The organism is Microcoleus sp. AR_TQ3_B6, from assembly GCF_036702785.1.
Lineage (GTDB): Bacteria > Cyanobacteriota > Cyanobacteriia > Cyanobacteriales > Microcoleaceae > Microcoleus.
Map to the genome: position 1 here is coordinate 15,865 of NZ_JAUBVJ010000037.1, position 16,112 is coordinate 31,976.

Consider the following 16,112-nt stretch of genomic DNA (forward strand, 5'->3'; position numbering starts at 1 on the left):
TGAGCGCTGATGCACGCGGATACGATCGGATTTTGTAACCGCAGATGAGGGCGGATGAGCGCTGATGCACGCGGATACGATCGGATTTTGTAACCGCAGATGAGAGCGGATGAGCGCTGATGCACGCGGATACGATCGGATTTTGTAACCGCAGATGAGGGCGGATGAGCGCTGATGCACGCGGATATGATGGGATTTATCTGCGTTTGTTTGCGTTTATCTGCGGTTGCAAAAAAGATGATTAAATCGAAGATTCCTGTGGCTTTGACTGTGGCGGGTTCGGATAGTGGCGGCGGGGCCGGAATTCAGGCGGATTTGCGGACTTTTGCGTTTCACTGCGTGCACGGTACGAGTGCTTTGACTTGCGTGACGGCTCAAAATACTTTGGGGGTGATGCGAGTTGATGCTTTGTCTGCGGAGGCTGTGGCGGCTCAAATTGAGGCGGTGGTTGGGGATATTGGGGTGCAGGCTGTGAAAACTGGGATGCTGCTGAATCGGGAAATTATGGCGGCGGTGGCTTTACAGGTGGAAGCTTTGGGAATAGGGAATTTGGTTGTCGATCCGGTGATGGTTTCACGATCGGGCGATCGATTGATTGATGACGGGGCGATCGCGTTTTTGCGGGATGTTTTGATTCCTTTGGCTGCTGTCGTGACTCCCAATCGGTTTGAGGCTCAGATTTTGAGCTGTTTGGAGATTGTTTCTCTAGACGATATGCGGGCGGCGGCGCAGCAGATTTACCGTTTGGGTGCGAAAGCTGTTTTGGTGAAGGGCGGCGGGATGGCGGGAGATTTGCGGGGAATTGATGTTTGGTTCGATGGTACCCGCTTGGAGGTGTTGAAGACTGAGACTGTTGATACTGGGAATACTCACGGGACTGGTTGTACTTTGAGTGCTGCGATCGCTGCTAATTTGGCTTTGGGTAAAGATTTGTTTGCGGCGGTGATCTTGGCTAAGGATTATGTTACTAATGCTCTCAAATATGCTTTGGATATTGGGGAAGGCCAAGGGCCGGTAGGTCATTTTTTCCCGCTGTTGAAGTAAGAAGGAAGAGGGAAGAAGTCAAGAGTCAGTTAGTTTCTTAATTTCTCTGGCGATAGAGCGATCGCCACCAAGTCTTCGATTTTCTTAATATTCGGATCGCCGGCCAAATAACCAATCCCTCGGTGCAAGTGCAGGCGAAACTGTTTGGCTAGAGTTTCTTTTTCTGTGCCTAAATTGTCTTGGTGACAGCGCTGCTTGAGGGCTATTATCAAGATATCGGCCATGTCGCCACCGAAGACATCCCAGCTTAATTCGACGTTGCTGTCGCTGGGAATTGGTACTGGGGATGGGATGCTTGGTTCGGCGAGCGATCGGCAAAATCCCCACCGACACAGGATGTTCCACTGGTCAATTTTGGTCGATCGTTTCAGTTTTGATAGTTGGTCTTTTCCTGTTTGGGAGAGGCGGATGCGATCGACTGGTGGTTCCATAGGTTGATGATTTGTTACCGCAGATGAGGGCAGATGAACACGGATTAACGCAGATGATAGCATGAGATTGTATCTGCGGTTTAGAAGTTGTGGACTATTCGTTTAATTTCTACTTTGGGGTTGCCGAAATTGATGAGCAAGCAGACGGTTAGTTTTGTAGCTTTTATGGCATTGAGACACTGTGCCATTTCTCTTTCACCGAGTGATTTGATAGCTTTGAGTTCTACAAGCACGGCTCTTTCCACTAACACATCTGGCACAAATTTCCCCACGATTATATCTTCGTAATGGACATAAATTGTAAACTGAGGTTCAACCAACATTCCTGTTTTCCGCAGTTCATAAACCAAAGCATTCTCATAAACTTTCTCTAAAAATCCGTAACCCAACCCATTCCCAACCTTAAAAGCACACCCAATAATTTTTTCCGTAATCTCATTAAGTTCCAATCTGCGTTCATCCGTGTTCATCTGCCCTCATCTGCAGTTCCAAAAATCCCACATCCAAAACTCTACCAAAAATCACCTTCTGCTACAATGTAAAATCCAATCTGCGTTCATCTGTGTTTATCTGCCATCATCTGCGGTTCATTAACAAATTTTTACACGGCGCGGGCTTGATTAAATCGCTTATTTTTGGTATTGTATTTCTAGTAGGATTTATCCTAAATAATGGGATTGTGGCAAAAATAAAATTTTCGCAACCATCCCATTATCCTATATATACTACCGCAACTCCCCAGCAAAGTCAAGGGGGTTGCGGCTATTTTTTAGGGCGAATTTTTATTCCCAGAAGTAACCTTTTTCGACGGTGGTTTGGTGTTTGGCGGAGTCGTATTTGAGGAGGTAGCTGTGGGCGATTGCCTCTAATTCTTGGAGTTTTTCGTATTCTACTTTTCTAATTTCCGTGTCGGTAGAAAGCAGGATGACTTGGTGGCTGGCCGAGGGGAAATAGCGTTCCACTAGGTTGTTTCTGTGGGAGGAGTCCAGGCGGCCCAAGGGAGTGTCGATCGCCACTGGCAATTGTCTCCCGGATACTCTAGCCAATCCCCACAAAAAGGCGATCGCCAGCAATTGTTTTTCCCCGGCTGAAAGTCGGTGTTTGGGTACGGGTTTGCCTTCTGGATCGTAAATGGAGAGGCTAAATGTTTGAGTGTCGATCGCAACTCTGTGCACGAGGTCGGTTTTGTGCAACAGGTAGCGGAAACAGTCGGTAATTTCTATTTCGAGTTTGTTGAGTTTTTTGAGGGTGAGTTTTTCTTTAAAGAGTTTCAGGGTGGCTTGGGCTTTGGCGATCGAAGCGATGACGTGTTGGCTGTTTCTGATGGTGATGTATTCGCTGCTGTAGTTTTCTAGTTCTTTTTGGTTTTTGGCTAATTCTCTCTCTAATTTATCGACGCGGCGGTTTGCTGATTCCAAGGCGGCGGCTGCGATAGCGACTGCTTTTTGGGCTTTGCTGACTTCTTCTTCTAGTTTTTCGTAGGCTTCGGGGGAAGCTGCGGCTGCGAGTTGTCGGTCTGTAAAGTCGATTTCTGCTTCGATGTTTTTGATTTCTTCTATTTGGTCGCGGGCCAGAATTTGCTGGGCTTTGATTTGGTAGCTAAGGAGGTTTTCTAGTTGCTGGATGCTGTTGTTATCGGCGTTCATCCAGGGCGGAGTGTCTGTTCCGGCTTGCTGTTCTAGTTCTTGGTTTTCTTGGCGGATGAAGTCTTGAATTTTATCTAGCTGTTGGGGATCTAACGAGATTTCCGCGATGTAGTTTAGAAGGCGATCGCTTCTTTGTTTGATAACATTTTGGGCAATCTTTGCTTGCTGCTGGCTGGCTTCTGTTTCTGCTTGATTTTTTGCTTCACTTAGCAATGGCGAAATTAAGGCTAGCGGTAGCGTATTTGATGCCAATTCCATCAGGGTTTGACGGGTTTTGTCTGCCTTATTTCTGTAGTCGTTTAGCTTGCTGTCTAGCTGACTGCGATCGGCGGCAATTTTCCCGCCTTCATAAATAAACTTTTCTGATGCTTGTTGCTGATTTTTTTGAGCTTTATCTAATTTATTTTTAAAGCTGGCTTGTTCTTGCTTAGCTGAATCTATTTCATCAGTAATTTTCTTAAAGGTTTGTTCTATTTTCTCTAAAGCAGCCAAGTCTTTTTTGCCAGCAATTTCTTTCCGCTTGCGGCCGGCTAATATTTCTAAATCGACGGCGAGGCGTTCTGCTAATTCTAAACCTAAAAGAGATTTAATCGCCCCGACGACAAACTCCGGCGGTGTTTCGAGTTCGGCGAGTTCTTTTACTTGTTCGCCGTCAAACAAAAATAGGTTGGATATTCCGACTGGCAAAAGGGTTTCGATGTATTCGTCCCAAGTGTTAGTAATTGCTTTATCCGACCACCAATCGCTGACAATTTCGCTGTATATGAGAATGCTTAAGTTGTCTTTGATGTCTGGTTTTTTCCAGTATCTAACTATTTTGAATTGAGCTAATTTGTCGTCTTGGACTTGTTCAAATGTTAGTTCGACGCGGGTATCTTCTAATGGGGGTGTGTGGCGGTTGACGCATTGATTGAGAAAGTCGCTGTAGCTTAAATTCCCTCTGGTGGAACATTGGGCGCGGCCACCGTAGAGGGCGAGGCGAATGGCGTCCATGAGGGTGGTTTTGCCCCCGCCATTCATGCCGCCAAATAAAATGACTGGGCAGGGATTTCCGTCTTTTTCGGGGCGGAGATTGATGGTTTGGATGCCTGCATAGGGGCCGAAGTTTTTGAGGACGAGTTCGAGGAATTGCATTGTAGATGTTGTTGAGATGGGATGAAAGTTGGTGGGTGCGATCGGCGTGTCCGACAGTCCGGGGTCGATCTGTGAGTCCGAGAGCCCGACAGTCCGACAGGGATTGAAATCCCTGTCTCATAGCTAAAGTCCTCGCTATGAGGACTGAAGTTTGTGACTGTTGAATCTGGGTTTTTAGTCGGTTTTAACCGACTTTCGCTATGAGACGGGGATTTCAATCCCCGGCGGATATTTGAGTAAGGGCGATCGACTCGATTGGTTGATCGGGGTCGATCTGTGAGTCCGAGAGTCCGACAGGGATTGAAATCCCTGTCTCATAGCTAAAGTCCTCGCTATGAGGACTGAAGTTTGTGACTGTTGAATCTGGGTTTTTAGTCGGTTTTAACCGACTTTGGCTATGAGACGGGGATTTCAATCACTCCTAGGGTCTGGATGTAAACGCAATAGCTGGAGAGCCCGGGAGTCGGAGAGTCGGCTAATGTTTTTCACTTAATTCTCTGCCGAATTCGGGTGCCACCGGGTGGGTGGATTGTCTCGATCCGTGATTTGTTCTAAATGGGAATTGGTGGTTTTTTGCAAGTGATGTTCCTTTTGATTTATCACATAAGCGACTGCTGAGTCTAGTTGTTTTTGTCCTAAAGAAAATACTCCGTATCCTTCTTGCCACGAAAATTTATTTGGATTTTGCAATGTTTGATTGAGATAACGGCTGCTGCTACCTTTAATATTTTTAACGAATTCCGCGATCGATTGGGTCGGAGGAATGGAAACTATTAAGTGGATGTGATTTTCTGTGCCGCCGATCGCATGAAGGATGCAATTGAGGGTGTCTGCTTTGCCGATGATATAAGAGTAAAGTTCGGTTTCTTTTGCGGGAGATATGAGAGGCTGTCGCTCTTTTGTTGCCCAAACTAAATGATAGTACAGCCGCCACATTGCCATAAAGATTTTTCCTCCTAATTTTTTAGGTTAATTTATCATTTTGTGAGCAAATCCGAGAGTGCGATCGGGGTCGATTGGCGAGTCCCACGATCCGACAGTCCGACAGGGATTTCAATCCCTGTCTCATAGCTGAAGTCCTCTTAAAGAGGACTGAAGTCGGCGATCGTTGAATTTCGCCCTTGAGTCGGTTTTAACCGACTTTTGCTATGAGACGGGGATTTCAATCCCCGGCGGGCTTGTGGGTAAGCCCAATCTTGCAGAGGACAATATCGATCGGCGAGTCCCCCAATACGACAGGGATTGAAATCCCTGTCTCATAGCTGAAGTCCTCTTTAAGAGAACTGAAGTTGGCGATCGTTTGATTTGGTTCTTCAGTCGGTTTTAACCGACTTTGGCTGTGAGACGGGGATTTCAATCCCCGGCGGGCTTGTGGGTAAGCCCGATGCCCCAAAGCCCGATCGCCCGATCGACATTATTGACCTAATCTTTGCTATTTTCCTCTCCTGAATTGGGCGGTGAAAATTTAATATCCGCCCAAGATAGCTGTCTGCTTTGATTGCTGTTGCTTTCGAGTTCTTCTTTAAGTTTGGCAATATCAACGGTATCGTTTTTGGCGGAAGTGTTGGTTTGGGCGATCGCATCTTTGAATTGCTGAATTTTTTCCGTCGGATTTGCTTTAATATCTTCCACCGCTTTTTTTAAATTGCGTTGATAGTGGGCGTTGCCAATTGCTTCTTCCTTCGATCGCGAACTGGTTTCAAAGCATTTGTCCAAATCGGCGTAAATGCCTGTACGGCGGGGCTTCGTGTAGTATTGGCGTTCTGTATCCAGGAGTTTTGCCATCAATTCGAGGTGCATTTCGTCGTCGCTGCAAATCTCTTCGATCGCAGCCCATTCGTCGCTACCGAGGAGTTTTCTTTCAGCGGCGGGACGGGAATCTTCAAAAGGTTCGCCCGTGACTTCTTCGTAAATCCGGGGCAAGCTGTCGTCAAATTCGTGCTTTTGTTCCAGCCAAATGCGGCGGATTTCGCTAAGTTCTTCTGGGGTAATTAAGGTGATGTCGCGCATTTCTAGGGGTGCGGTTTTGCGGATGTGGGTTTGTGCTTCCAAGACTCGTCTCAGCCAGTGTTCTCGCCAGAATTTGGTGTAGGGGCCTGGGATATGTTCGACGGAGGTTTTTTCGTCGCCCATGTTGCGTTCAAACAGTTCTACTCTACCGTAAATGCGTCGGAAGTCTCTTTTATCGTGATCGTTTTGAATGTCTAATTCGTTGCGAAGATCCAGGAGAGGCTGCATCCATTCTTTTTCTTCATCATTCAAAATCATCGCCTGCATAGATTTATCTTGGTCTACCATTGTACAAACCCAGCAGCCAAAGCGAGAATCTCCACAGCTAGGGGTGGAAGTATCAACGACTAGAGGGCATTCGTTATCTGCTGTCGCACCGCGATACATGGTAAACAAGTCTTTATTGTCACCTCCCCAAGGGTTAGGATACTGCATTAGATAAAGCCAAACTTCATCATCCCGCCAGTCTTCCACAGGAGTGTAAATTAGAGAGTTAATTAAACGAGAATTAGGACTCAAGCGCTCGCGCACTCTACCTGCTTCATGTCTTTTCATTGTTGCAGCGCGTTTGCTGCTCTCAGCCTTTCGAGTGCCTAAAACAACAATAGTTTCCCCGTGAACCCTAACCATTTCACGGATAAAATGGTTAACAGGTTGAATTTTCATGCGATCGGTACACCAGCGAAATCCATTTCGAGGTGCTGGATAGCCTTTTCCCATTAAGCATACCCAGAATGTTTCTTGAACGGAAGGATGAAGCAGATGAGCTTCAACTGGCATTTTTTGCTGGTTAGCTGCTAGCTTAACCTGTTTAATGCAATTGCGAACCCAGGTAGAAATTATGGGATTTTCAACCAGCGTATCTGTTGTAATTAAATGAATTGTTTTTGTGCGCTTTTCCCGTGGGAGTGCTGCGATCGCATTCCAGATTAACTGCAATACGGCGCTCGAATCTTTCCCAAAAGATACACCTAAAATCCAGGGGATTTCATCGCTACAGTACAATTCCTGAATTTCTTGAGTTAAATTTTCTACATCATTGATTAACTTAGGAACAGTACGTTGAGGAAATAGTGAGCCTTGAATTTCTGTCATGATTAACAATCCCTAAAAAAGCAAGAAAGAGGGCATGAAACCCAGTTTCTGCCCAAAATCGTCAACCGACTGGATCTAATCCCAGATATTAAGTCTTAGGAACGACCCTGCGGAAGTTTTGAATTCTTATATTATTATAGAACACCAGCAGTCCACACTTATTTTAATTTAAGTCCCGTCTGAGCTTCAACCTCACGTAAAGCAATTTTAAAACCCTTATCTATTGCTGCCATCTGAGCAATTATTTTCTTGTTGCCATTGCCGTCATCAATTACCAAACTGTTTTGCCACAGTTGTGAGGTGCGCTGATAGTCAAGTTTCGCTAGTGCCTCAACAAGTAAATTTCGCTGCTCTTCACTGAATTCATTGCCAAAGAAGATAAAATAGCCGACTCTACTTATGACTTGAAAACCAACCGAGTTAAAATCTATTCTTTCTTGGCGTAATTTATAGAGATCCAGATTTACTGTTTTTGAGGCTGGTTGCAATAAAGATTGCCAAACCTCGTTAATCTGAGCAAATTGCGTGTAGAATGTTTTTGCCTTATCCAAAAGCGTTTTAAACTCACTCTTTTGCTGATTTGATCGAGATTCAATTACTTCTTTGCGAGAGGAACCGACTAAAAATTCAGCCATACCCACCCGTAGCTGGCTCATGGTAAAAATATAAGAAGGGTCTTTACCCACAGTTTTTGATATTTTATCAATCCGACCATCAAAAATGACTAGTTCCTTAGAGATTCTACGAGTTAGTTTTGATAAGACATTCGTAACATCAAAGGCTGCTAGAAGCGCAGGTGGAATAGGCTTGTTTTTAGCACAGTCTGCAAAATCTTGGTGAATCTGATCGATATCATCTTCTTGGACAACTAAAACTGTCACGCTGTCATCTCGCAATTCCGGTCGTTCTGGAATTGCCTTCTCAATAGCTTTGAGTCGATGTTGACCATCAGTGACATAAAGCTCAATATTTACAGAGATGACAGCATATCCAAATTTAACTGGTCCGTTACCAAAAGCAAAAACTTTAATGGGTGTATTTGAGTTAAATATAAAAGGAGGAATGATGTAGTTTTCTGTTTCGAGCAAGTATTTGGCAATCTCATCAACGTGCGATCGAATCAGGGGGCGATTAATCAATTCCTCCGCATTAGATTTGTTTTTCTTGGTGTCAGCAGTTTGCAGCCTCGCCATTTCCTGCAGCAGGCTAAAAGGCAAAGAAAAGGTGAGATGAGTTCTTTTGCCTTGCTCGTATAAGTGACACAGGAAGACTCTAGCACCGCAAGTTGATGCGTCTGCATATGCCTGACTTTGTGCTTCTTGCTGGGTGGGCAGCAAAACAATATTGGCGCTGGAACGCTTGCCGTTATTGGTATTGACGGCAAAAGATGTTTGGTAAGCAGCATCGGTCATAATATGTGCCTCTAGGTTGACTGATATCGCAAATTTAGCGCATAAAGTGTCTTATGTCCAGGTTTGCATTTCAAATTAAGACTGCAAATCCATAAATCAATCTATAAATGGGCTGAATGTCTGCTAAAAACTTCAAAATTACACTCGTATCTGTAATACAGCTATCAGACAACACACGCAATGAGAGCCGACTCTACCGGATATAGGCAATCTGAGAGCGCACATGGCACGGGTGTCTCGGCTGTGCTGCATCTACGGGCGTCCCGCCTGTGCTGCATCTGCGGTTTCCAAACCCAACCGCTTTTTCAAATAATCAGTCATCCAACTAACACTCGCCCTCGATCGCGAAATCCCCCTTTCAACAAAATCCCACCCTCCCAATCAGGATTAGAAATCGACCAATCAACCTGCTGCAAAAGGCTCAAACGTTCCTCCCAACTCTCAGGAAAAACCGATCGCAAAGCCGCCCCAACTTCCCCCAAACTCTCAAGCACAACACTGTGACAGTGCACGCAATCCCGGCGCATTTCCCCCGCCGCCACTTGCTTGTGCAGAACTAATTGCCAATCTGGAATAAAATTGCTAACCGCATTCCAATAACTAACCGCCAGTTGTATTTTTTGAGCAAGTTCTTCCTCTTTCTGTTCTTTTTGGGTACGACAACCAGAGGGTTTTGCCTGTTCGCTGCCGTGAATATTAGACAGCAAAGCCACGATCGCACGATCGATCGCACTCAGCGCAAACAATTTGTGCGATCGCCCGTTCAAACTCCCCCTCTCCATCTCAGTCAAACACCGGAAAACCTCAACCTGCTTAACAACCGCCTTCACCACAAAAGCGCGATCGTCCCGGTGGTTGTAAAGTACACTTAGCGACGCCTCCAAAGGAACTTGAAAATTATTCAAATCAGCAAACATCTGCTGCGATTTTTCCAGCCCAATATCGAGAAACAAAATCAGCACCACCGTCTCATATCCCAACTGCGGATTTTCCCTCAAAGCCATCTCAAAAGCCGCCCGGCGATGCTGTCCGTCATTAATAGTAAACTTAGCATCCATCGGCACCCGCAAGCGACCAATTTTCCGTTCTTCGGCCTCATTTCCCACTGCTTCAAAAGTAATATCCGCATCAATCGAAGCAGCAATAGCCCCACAAGTATAATTTGTAGGATTCTTGACAAAATACTCAGCAATTTCAGGAATCCTAGCTTTGTTAAGCGCGCGTTTCGCCCGCATAGACGGCGGCAAATCTTCAGATTCAAAGGGAAACAATTTCGGCAAAAAACGCACCGGACACATCGACACGTAATATTCGCGGCCCGCTTGAATTCCCCGGATCACCGGCAAAATGTATTCAAAAGAAGGAGTAGACATATTTTAGAATGGGGCATTGGGAATGGGGCATGGGGCATTGGGCATGGGAATTAACCATTAATAGCTATTGACACTTTTTAATGTTTATGGTATTTAGGTGGGCAATTAGGGCATATTTTAAGTATTTCACAATGTTTTTTTAAAAACAATTGTTGACATAAACTTTAGTATATGATATTTTTTAAAAAAATAGCTTAATTATATAAAAACCCCCTATGAACCCCAATCCAGCGGATGACCTCGCTAGCAAAATATTAGAAAAAGAAAATAGCGACAGACAGGAAATCGCACTTTTATTAGATAATTATTTAGGAAAGGACGATCGCATTTTCGTCCAAAAAACCCAGATGGGAAACAGCGAAGCATACATCGGTTCAGTCACCCTAGAATGGTTAGACTCTCGCGTCCGTTTCGCCTCCCAGATGCCGCTTTTCCGCCAAAAATTCGACCTCCAAACCAACAACATCGTCCGCGACGACGAAACCATTGACGAAATTATCCAGCGTCCCTTAGATTGGTCGCGCCAAGCCACCCTAACTCAATATTTAGCAGCCCGAAAATCGCACAAATTCCCCGCTGTTTTAGTAGTCGTCAGTCCCCCGTGGGTAGATAATCCTTTAGCCGAGGAATGGGATAAAAATGGCGTAGCAACCAAATCCGCGACTGAATTTACATCCTTTGATAAAAACGAGAACTTAGGGCTTTTGAATGTTTCTAAAGAACTCTCAATTTTTGCCTTAGACGGCCAGCATCGGCTGATGGGAGTGCAAGGTTTAATGAGTTTAATTAAAACCGGAATCCTGCAAAGATACAACAAAAATAAAAAACCTGTCGGCGCTGCAATTACTCTGGAAGATTTAGCAGAAGAGTATCAAATCAACCCCGAAACAGTGTATAAATTAGCTCACGAAAAAATCGGGATTGAGTTTATCCCGGCGGCGGTAGCGGGGGAAACGCGACAGCAAGCACAACGGCGCGTGCGATCGATCTTTGTGCACGTTAACCTAATGGCGGTAACGCTGAGTCAGGGACAGCTAGCATTATTGAACGAGGACAACGGATTTGCGATCGCAGCCCGAAAAATTGCCGTCACCCATCCCTTATTAAAAGAACAAGATGACAGAAACCCCCGCGTCAATTGGGACAGCGCCACAGTCGCAGCAAAATCAACAGTCTTAACCACGTTGCAAGCGCTGCAAGATATGTCCGAACGGTATTTAGAATACAAATTCCCCCATTGGAAGCCGGAACGAAAAGGTTTAATTCCCATGCGTCCCGAAGATGAAGAACTAAAAGAGGGAATTGAAGAGTTTAAAAAATTGTTCGATAATTTAGCAACTTTACCCAGCTATCAAAGAATTGAAAGCGGCGAAGAAACGACTGAGTTGCGCCGATTTAGTTTTGAAAAGCCAGGGGGCGAGGGAAATATTTTGTTCCGTCCAGTCGGCCAAATTGCTTTAGCTAATGCTTTGGGAATTCTAGTATTTAGGAAGAAACTTTCCATGAAATCTATTTTCGACAAACTCCGCAGATTCGATGTCGATGAAGGATTTAGCCACATGGACAATCCTGAGTCTGCCTGGTACGGGATTTTGTACGATCCGAACAAAAAGCGAGTGCTAGTTTCTGGAAAGGAGTTAGCGACGAAGTTAATTGTATATTTGGTGGGGGGAATTCAGGACGATATGGAGCGAGCTCATTTGCGGCAAGCGGTAGCGGAAGCGAGGACTTTTGAAGATAAAGCTATTAGTTTTAACGGCAAGTTTGTGCAGCCGCAAGAGGTAGGATTGCCGCCGGTGCTGAGTTGATTTTGTCACCGCTTCGGAACTACAGGCGGGACGCCCGTGCCACGATGCAGGCAGATGTTTTTTCACGATCGGCGATCGACTGCACATAGCTGCGGCAATTTATTGTTTTTCTCCTACTCTAGATTTGCGATCGCACGGCGTTGCAAAGTTAATCGAGTCAGTGGAGTTGAAACTGCACTGACTCGATCGCTCCTTTCGCCCATTCTAGATATGCGATCGCACGGCGTGGCAAAGTTGATTTGCTCAAGGTAATGTCACCGACTGGTTGATGCCGGCGATCGCGCTACCTCGGCTTGGCCACAAGGCTCAGGGATGATTCGTCAAAATCAAAAATTCGGATGCAGGAAGCGGTTGGATCTCGACATAGGCAGTCCCATCTTGTCGCTGCACTGACACCGTTGAACCCACCTGATGAGGACCCGTGTAACCCGGATTCCCTACTTGGGCCGTATTCAGAATTACCGTCATTGAACTCCCGATCGGGTTGATATTAGCATCCACTAGCACTCTCGCTCCTCGATTATCCGTTCCATGACTGTTTAGCACGCAAACCGCTTCTTCATCGTCTAAAATCCGTGACCAACCAATAATTTCTCCACTCAGTCCGTGCTCGCCAAAGGGCAAGTTCAAGAAGGGAATCGCGGTTGGTCGCAAATACTGCCGTCCCAAGCGCAGCACAGGGAACTTTTTGCGGAGTGCCGCCATTGCCGCAATCCGAACATAGACAGGGTGATTCGGATCGAAACAGTGAGCACCCGCTGTCCCAAACGGCCCAAAGCCGGGTAAGTTTTCATCCAAGGCTTGTAGTCCTGCTACTCCCGATTGCCGGGGATGCGAGGGGCCAAACATTGCTTCCCGCAAATAGCGATCGGAGCCCTTCCAGTCGGGCAACCACTTGCGTTCAGACGGTTCTGGCCCCGCCAATGCCTGCTCGGTTCCCGCGTAAATGCAAGGAATCCCCAACGTGAACAGTTGCAATGCCACTCCGGCAATCACCTGATGGTCCGATGCAGCTTCGCTGGAAAAGCGGATTTTTTCACCAAATACATGATCGTGATCGTCCAAAATTGAAACATGACGCCGCCCGAGATTCCGGTGTGAACCCATCACCGCGTTCATGGGATCGAACCCGTTAAAGTAGGCTCTTGGAGCCATGAACCCTTTGGCAACTTGGTTAAGATTTATTCGCATCTCGCCGATATCGAGAGCCGCGTTGAGATTCTGCCCCACCACATCCAGATAACGGTCTTGGTTGAAGTCTCCGCCTGCTATTTCTCCTACCAAAAAGAAGTCACTCTTACCCAGATTGGCCGCAAACTCCTTAATCGCCCCGCAGAAATTTCGGGCTTGCTCGTAGGTAACGTGCTTGAGCGTATCAATCCGAAAGCCATCGCAGTCTGTCAGGGCGATCCAGTATTTATAACACCGGGCTAAGTAATCTAACAAATGTGGATAGTCCAACTGGAAATCCCGCAGCGTAATGAAATCCGAACGCCGGAATTCGGCATTGGGATCGTCGAGCTCCCCCCGCCCTAAATCGCCCTTTCCGGCACGAGTATAGCAATCTGGTTCCTGGAGTTCGATCGGCCAGACTCCTTCCGCCTCGGTTCGAGGTTGCCCCGCAATGGGTTGTCCGCGATCGCCTACCCACGACCCAAACTGATACCAACCAGATGTATAGGGTGGTTCCCATTCTCCCCCAGGCGTACCAGGAGCATAAAACCAGTTAGATCCTGAATGGTTAAAAATGATATCAAGGATAATGCGTAGCCCCTTGGAGTGCGCTTTATTGACCAGACTGACCAAATCTTGGCGAGTCCCAAACCGAGGATCGACCTCTAGAAAATCTTGAATGCCGTAACCGTGATAGCTATCCAAGTGACCCCGCTGCTGAAAGATTGGCCCTACCCAGATCGTCGTCACGCCTAGTTGGTTGAGATAATCCAGCTTTGACTCTAATCCTTTGAGCGTCCCACCCTGCCAGCGATCGCCTCCGGATTGTGCCCACTTGTCAAATTGCCAAGACTGTCCATTCGGCAGATTAGGTCGGGCCTGATTGAGTTGCTGCCGGTTAAGTAGAGGGCGTTTGTCCTCCTGACCATCGCTAAAGCGATCGGGTAAGAGAAAATAGAGGACTTCATTTCTCCAATCGGCAGAGGATGGAAAGTAACTCTCACGTCGGGGTAAAGAAAAGTCTTTTAAACTATCTGGGCGCTTCTTGGTGAGATTCTGATCGGCAAAGGTCATAGGAATTACCTCAAGATTGGTGAATGGTATTGCGGGCGTGAAACTTCTCTATTTTCCAACGAAGACTACTTTGTCATCCAGTCCCCGTTGGCGGGCGATCGCCTCCTGGCAAAGTCGATCGGCTCAATGTCATTGAGCCTCCTGTTTGGTTCTGGCGATCGTGTTTTGTCCTCCAAAGAAGCGATCGCCCCATCTTGCACGATTCATTGAAGCTTTATAGTAACGTTGCTATAAAATAATTGGTCATCCGTTCTTTTTGTTTATTGCTGGTGTCTGTGCGAGTCAGAGTTAAGGCTTGTTTTTCAGTTTCATTCAGCTTCTTGACACCCACCGAGTAGCGTTCGAGCGATTCTTTGGCAAGGGTCACAGCATAGCGCCTTGACTGTCGGCTTATTTCTGACACTCTCAATTCAATGTAGTCTGACATCCTCGCAGCTTCTACTGCTTGCAATGTTTCCTGCAAGTCCTTACTAACTGTTTGCGATGTACTTTGACACTCCCACCGTCAAGCTACACTGTGACGGGGGATTCTTAAACTCACATTTAAGATTTCCTGCTTCACAGATTCTTGACTAGGCGTTACCGCCCCCGTCAGACCATCTCCACAGGCATTTTCTAATACGCTATGCCCTAGCGCTTTTTCTATTCCTCTATTTCTGATTACTTGTGCTGCTGCCACATCGCGATGGGTTTTGTATCCACATTCAGGACAATTATGTTTTCTAACATCAAGAGTTTTTTTGCCTGTATGTGAGCCACAATTTGGGCAAATCTGAGAAGTAAAGTTTTTATCAACTTCAGCAACATAAACATCTCGTTTCCATCCTACCCATTTAAGGATGGTAACAAATTGTCCACAAGCAGCATCTAGGCAGTGCTTAGACAGCATTCCTCTACCCCATGACCTAAAATCAATATCTTCAATAAATATTGATTGTGCTTGGTCACAGAGATGATGTGCTAACTTAAAATGCCAGTCTTTGCGAGGATCAGAAATACGTTGATGTAATCTAGCTATTTTTTGGTTTAACTTGTGACGATTTTTAGACCATTTTTGCTTATTCCTTAGTCGGCGTTGTAGCAATTTAAGCTTACGGTGTAGATGGTTTAATAATCGCGGTCTTTCCACAAGTTCACCATCTGAAGTAGCTAAGAATTTATCCAAGCCTAAGTCAATACCTAAAGGATGTCCCTGAAACGGGACATCAGGAATTTTAACATCTAATTGCAGTGAAAGCATCATAAAATAACCTGATGCTTTTCTAACAATTCTGGCTTGTTTGATTTCAAATCCGTCTGGTATTTTGCTCGATAGTCTAAACTTTACCCATCCTAATTGTGGTAACTTAATTTGATTTGCTTTGAGACAATCCTTAAGCATTTGAGGATACACATAAGAGCGCATCCTGTATTTATTTTTGAAGCGTGGAAGCCCTAAATTCTTAGATTGCATATCAGCAAAGGATCGAGCTAAAGTCCTTAAGACTTGCTGTAGAACTTGAGCATTAACTGATTTGAGAATTTCGTTAGTCTTCTTGGCTTCTGTTAGTGCTTTAGCTTGATTGTGGTAATTGGGGTAAGGTAGATCGGGAGGAATAATATATTCCTGTTCTATAGAGCAAGCATTCACAGGAGATTTGCGAGACTTTAACCAGTCCTTACGTTCTCGTAAAGCATAATTCCAGACAGAACGGCAAATATTCAAGGTGTGTTCAATTACCTTAATTTGCCGAGCGTGGGGGATCAGCTTGTACTCGTAAGTTAAGGTTAGCATTTGTTCGATTTCTGTTAATGCTACCTTTATGATAATCTAATCTACATAAGCTTTCAACTCGTGTAAGAAGACTCCCTTCGGTCGGTTTTATTTGTTGGCAAAAATTTATCTCACCGCTAACCTTCGGTATAGCGGGAC

13 protein-coding genes are annotated in these 16,112 nt (G+C 45.7%); 3 read left to right on the forward strand and 10 right to left on the reverse strand.

All coding sequences use genetic code 11. The annotated features are described in order from the left end of the window. Positions 1 to 237 precede the first annotated feature (237 nt). Positions 238 to 1,044 carry a bifunctional hydroxymethylpyrimidine kinase/phosphomethylpyrimidine kinase gene (thiD, locus tag QUB56_RS18315; RefSeq protein ID WP_332957061.1) on the forward strand — a complete coding sequence of 269 codons (807 nt, stop codon included), beginning with the start codon at positions 238 to 240 and terminating at the stop codon, positions 1,042 to 1,044. 29 nt (positions 1,045 to 1,073) lie between these two features. Here thiD and dndE read toward each other — a convergent pair whose 3' ends face one another. The 7 genes from dndE to dndB form a co-directional block, all read right to left on the reverse strand. After that, entirely contained in the window at positions 1,074 to 1,475 is a 402-nt protein-coding gene (gene dndE / locus QUB56_RS18320; protein ID WP_190660605.1) for a DNA sulfur modification protein DndE, read from the reverse strand. 80 nt (positions 1,476 to 1,555) lie between these two features. Further along, a complete protein-coding gene (locus QUB56_RS18325; RefSeq protein WP_332957063.1) occupies positions 1,556 to 1,945 on the reverse strand; it encodes a GxxExxY protein in 390 nt (129 codons plus the stop codon). A gap of 312 nt (positions 1,946 to 2,257) precedes the next feature. After that, complete coding sequence (gene dndD / locus QUB56_RS18330) at positions 2,258 to 4,255, reverse strand: DNA sulfur modification protein DndD (protein ID WP_332957064.1); 1,998 nt, start codon at positions 4,253 to 4,255, stop codon at positions 2,258 to 2,260. Positions 4,256 to 4,744: 489 nt separating this feature from the next. After that, positions 4,745 to 5,197: an IS200/IS605 family transposase gene (gene tnpA / locus QUB56_RS18335; RefSeq protein WP_332957065.1), complete on the reverse strand. Its 453-nt coding sequence runs from the start codon at positions 5,195 to 5,197 to the stop codon at positions 4,745 to 4,747. Between the two features lie 480 nt (positions 5,198 to 5,677). Then, a complete protein-coding gene (gene dndC / locus QUB56_RS18340) occupies positions 5,678 to 7,360 on the reverse strand; it encodes a DNA phosphorothioation system sulfurtransferase DndC (RefSeq protein WP_332957067.1) in 1,683 nt (560 codons plus the stop codon). 158 nt (positions 7,361 to 7,518) lie between these two features. After that, positions 7,519 to 8,772, reverse strand: a complete 1,254-nt coding sequence (locus QUB56_RS18345; RefSeq protein ID WP_332957069.1) for a DNA sulfur modification protein DndB — start codon at positions 8,770 to 8,772, stop codon at positions 7,519 to 7,521. Between the two features lie 317 nt (positions 8,773 to 9,089). Continuing rightward, complete coding sequence (dndB, locus tag QUB56_RS18350; protein WP_332957070.1) at positions 9,090 to 10,145, reverse strand: DNA sulfur modification protein DndB; 1,056 nt, start codon at positions 10,143 to 10,145, stop codon at positions 9,090 to 9,092. A gap of 215 nt (positions 10,146 to 10,360) precedes the next feature. Here dndB and QUB56_RS18355 point away from each other — a divergent pair, with 215 nt between their 5' ends. Together QUB56_RS18355 and QUB56_RS18360 are read left to right on the forward strand one after the other, a co-directional pair. Then, entirely contained in the window at positions 10,361 to 11,953 is a 1,593-nt protein-coding gene (locus QUB56_RS18355) for a DGQHR domain-containing protein (protein WP_332957071.1), read from the forward strand. A 36-nt stretch (positions 11,954 to 11,989) separates the two neighbouring features. Then, a complete protein-coding gene (locus QUB56_RS18360) occupies positions 11,990 to 12,205 on the forward strand; it encodes a hypothetical protein (protein WP_332957073.1) in 216 nt (71 codons plus the stop codon). Positions 12,206 to 12,259: 54 nt separating this feature from the next. On the opposite strand, the gene QUB56_RS18365 is transcribed toward QUB56_RS18360, so the two are convergent. The 3 genes from QUB56_RS18365 to QUB56_RS18375 all read right to left on the reverse strand — a co-directional run bounded on the left by QUB56_RS18365 (position 12,260) and on the right by QUB56_RS18375 (position 15,974). Then, complete coding sequence (locus QUB56_RS18365) at positions 12,260 to 14,200, reverse strand: alpha-amylase family glycosyl hydrolase (protein WP_332957074.1); 1,941 nt, start codon at positions 14,198 to 14,200, stop codon at positions 12,260 to 12,262. Between the two features lie 214 nt (positions 14,201 to 14,414). After that, a complete protein-coding gene (locus tag QUB56_RS18370; protein WP_332957075.1) occupies positions 14,415 to 14,663 on the reverse strand; it encodes a hypothetical protein in 249 nt (82 codons plus the stop codon). Positions 14,664 to 14,705: 42 nt separating this feature from the next. Continuing rightward, positions 14,706 to 15,974, reverse strand: a complete 1,269-nt coding sequence (locus QUB56_RS18375) for a transposase (RefSeq protein ID WP_332957077.1) — start codon at positions 15,972 to 15,974, stop codon at positions 14,706 to 14,708. Positions 15,975 to 16,112 lie beyond the last annotated feature (138 nt).

What these genes read in the sequence shown, in the direction of transcription:
- QUB56_RS18325 (WP_332957063.1), bottom strand. Translation starts at nt 1,945, where the DNA reads ATGAACACGGATGAACGCAGATTGGAACTTAATGAGATTACGGAAAAA.
- tnpA (WP_332957065.1), bottom strand. Translation starts at nt 5,197, where the DNA reads ATGGCAATGTGGCGGCTGTACTATCATTTAGTTTGGGCAACAAAAGAG.
- QUB56_RS18345 (WP_332957069.1), bottom strand. Translation starts at nt 8,772, where the DNA reads ATGACCGATGCTGCTTACCAAACATCTTTTGCCGTCAATACCAATAAC.
- QUB56_RS18375 (WP_332957077.1), bottom strand. Translation starts at nt 15,974, where the DNA reads ATGCTAACCTTAACTTACGAGTACAAGCTGATCCCCCACGCTCGGCAA.
- dndD (WP_332957064.1), bottom strand. Translation starts at nt 4,255, where the DNA reads ATGCAATTCCTCGAACTCGTCCTCAAAAACTTCGGCCCCTATGCAGGC.
- dndC (WP_332957067.1), bottom strand. Translation starts at nt 7,360, where the DNA reads ATGACAGAAATTCAAGGCTCACTATTTCCTCAACGTACTGTTCCTAAG.
- QUB56_RS18365 (WP_332957074.1), bottom strand. Translation starts at nt 14,200, where the DNA reads ATGACCTTTGCCGATCAGAATCTCACCAAGAAGCGCCCAGATAGTTTA.
- dndE (WP_190660605.1), bottom strand. Translation starts at nt 1,475, where the DNA reads ATGGAACCACCAGTCGATCGCATCCGCCTCTCCCAAACAGGAAAAGAC.
- dndB (WP_332957070.1), bottom strand. Translation starts at nt 10,145, where the DNA reads ATGTCTACTCCTTCTTTTGAATACATTTTGCCGGTGATCCGGGGAATT.
- QUB56_RS18355 (WP_332957071.1), top strand. Translation starts at nt 10,361, where the DNA reads ATGAACCCCAATCCAGCGGATGACCTCGCTAGCAAAATATTAGAAAAA.
- thiD (WP_332957061.1), top strand. Translation starts at nt 238, where the DNA reads ATGATTAAATCGAAGATTCCTGTGGCTTTGACTGTGGCGGGTTCGGAT.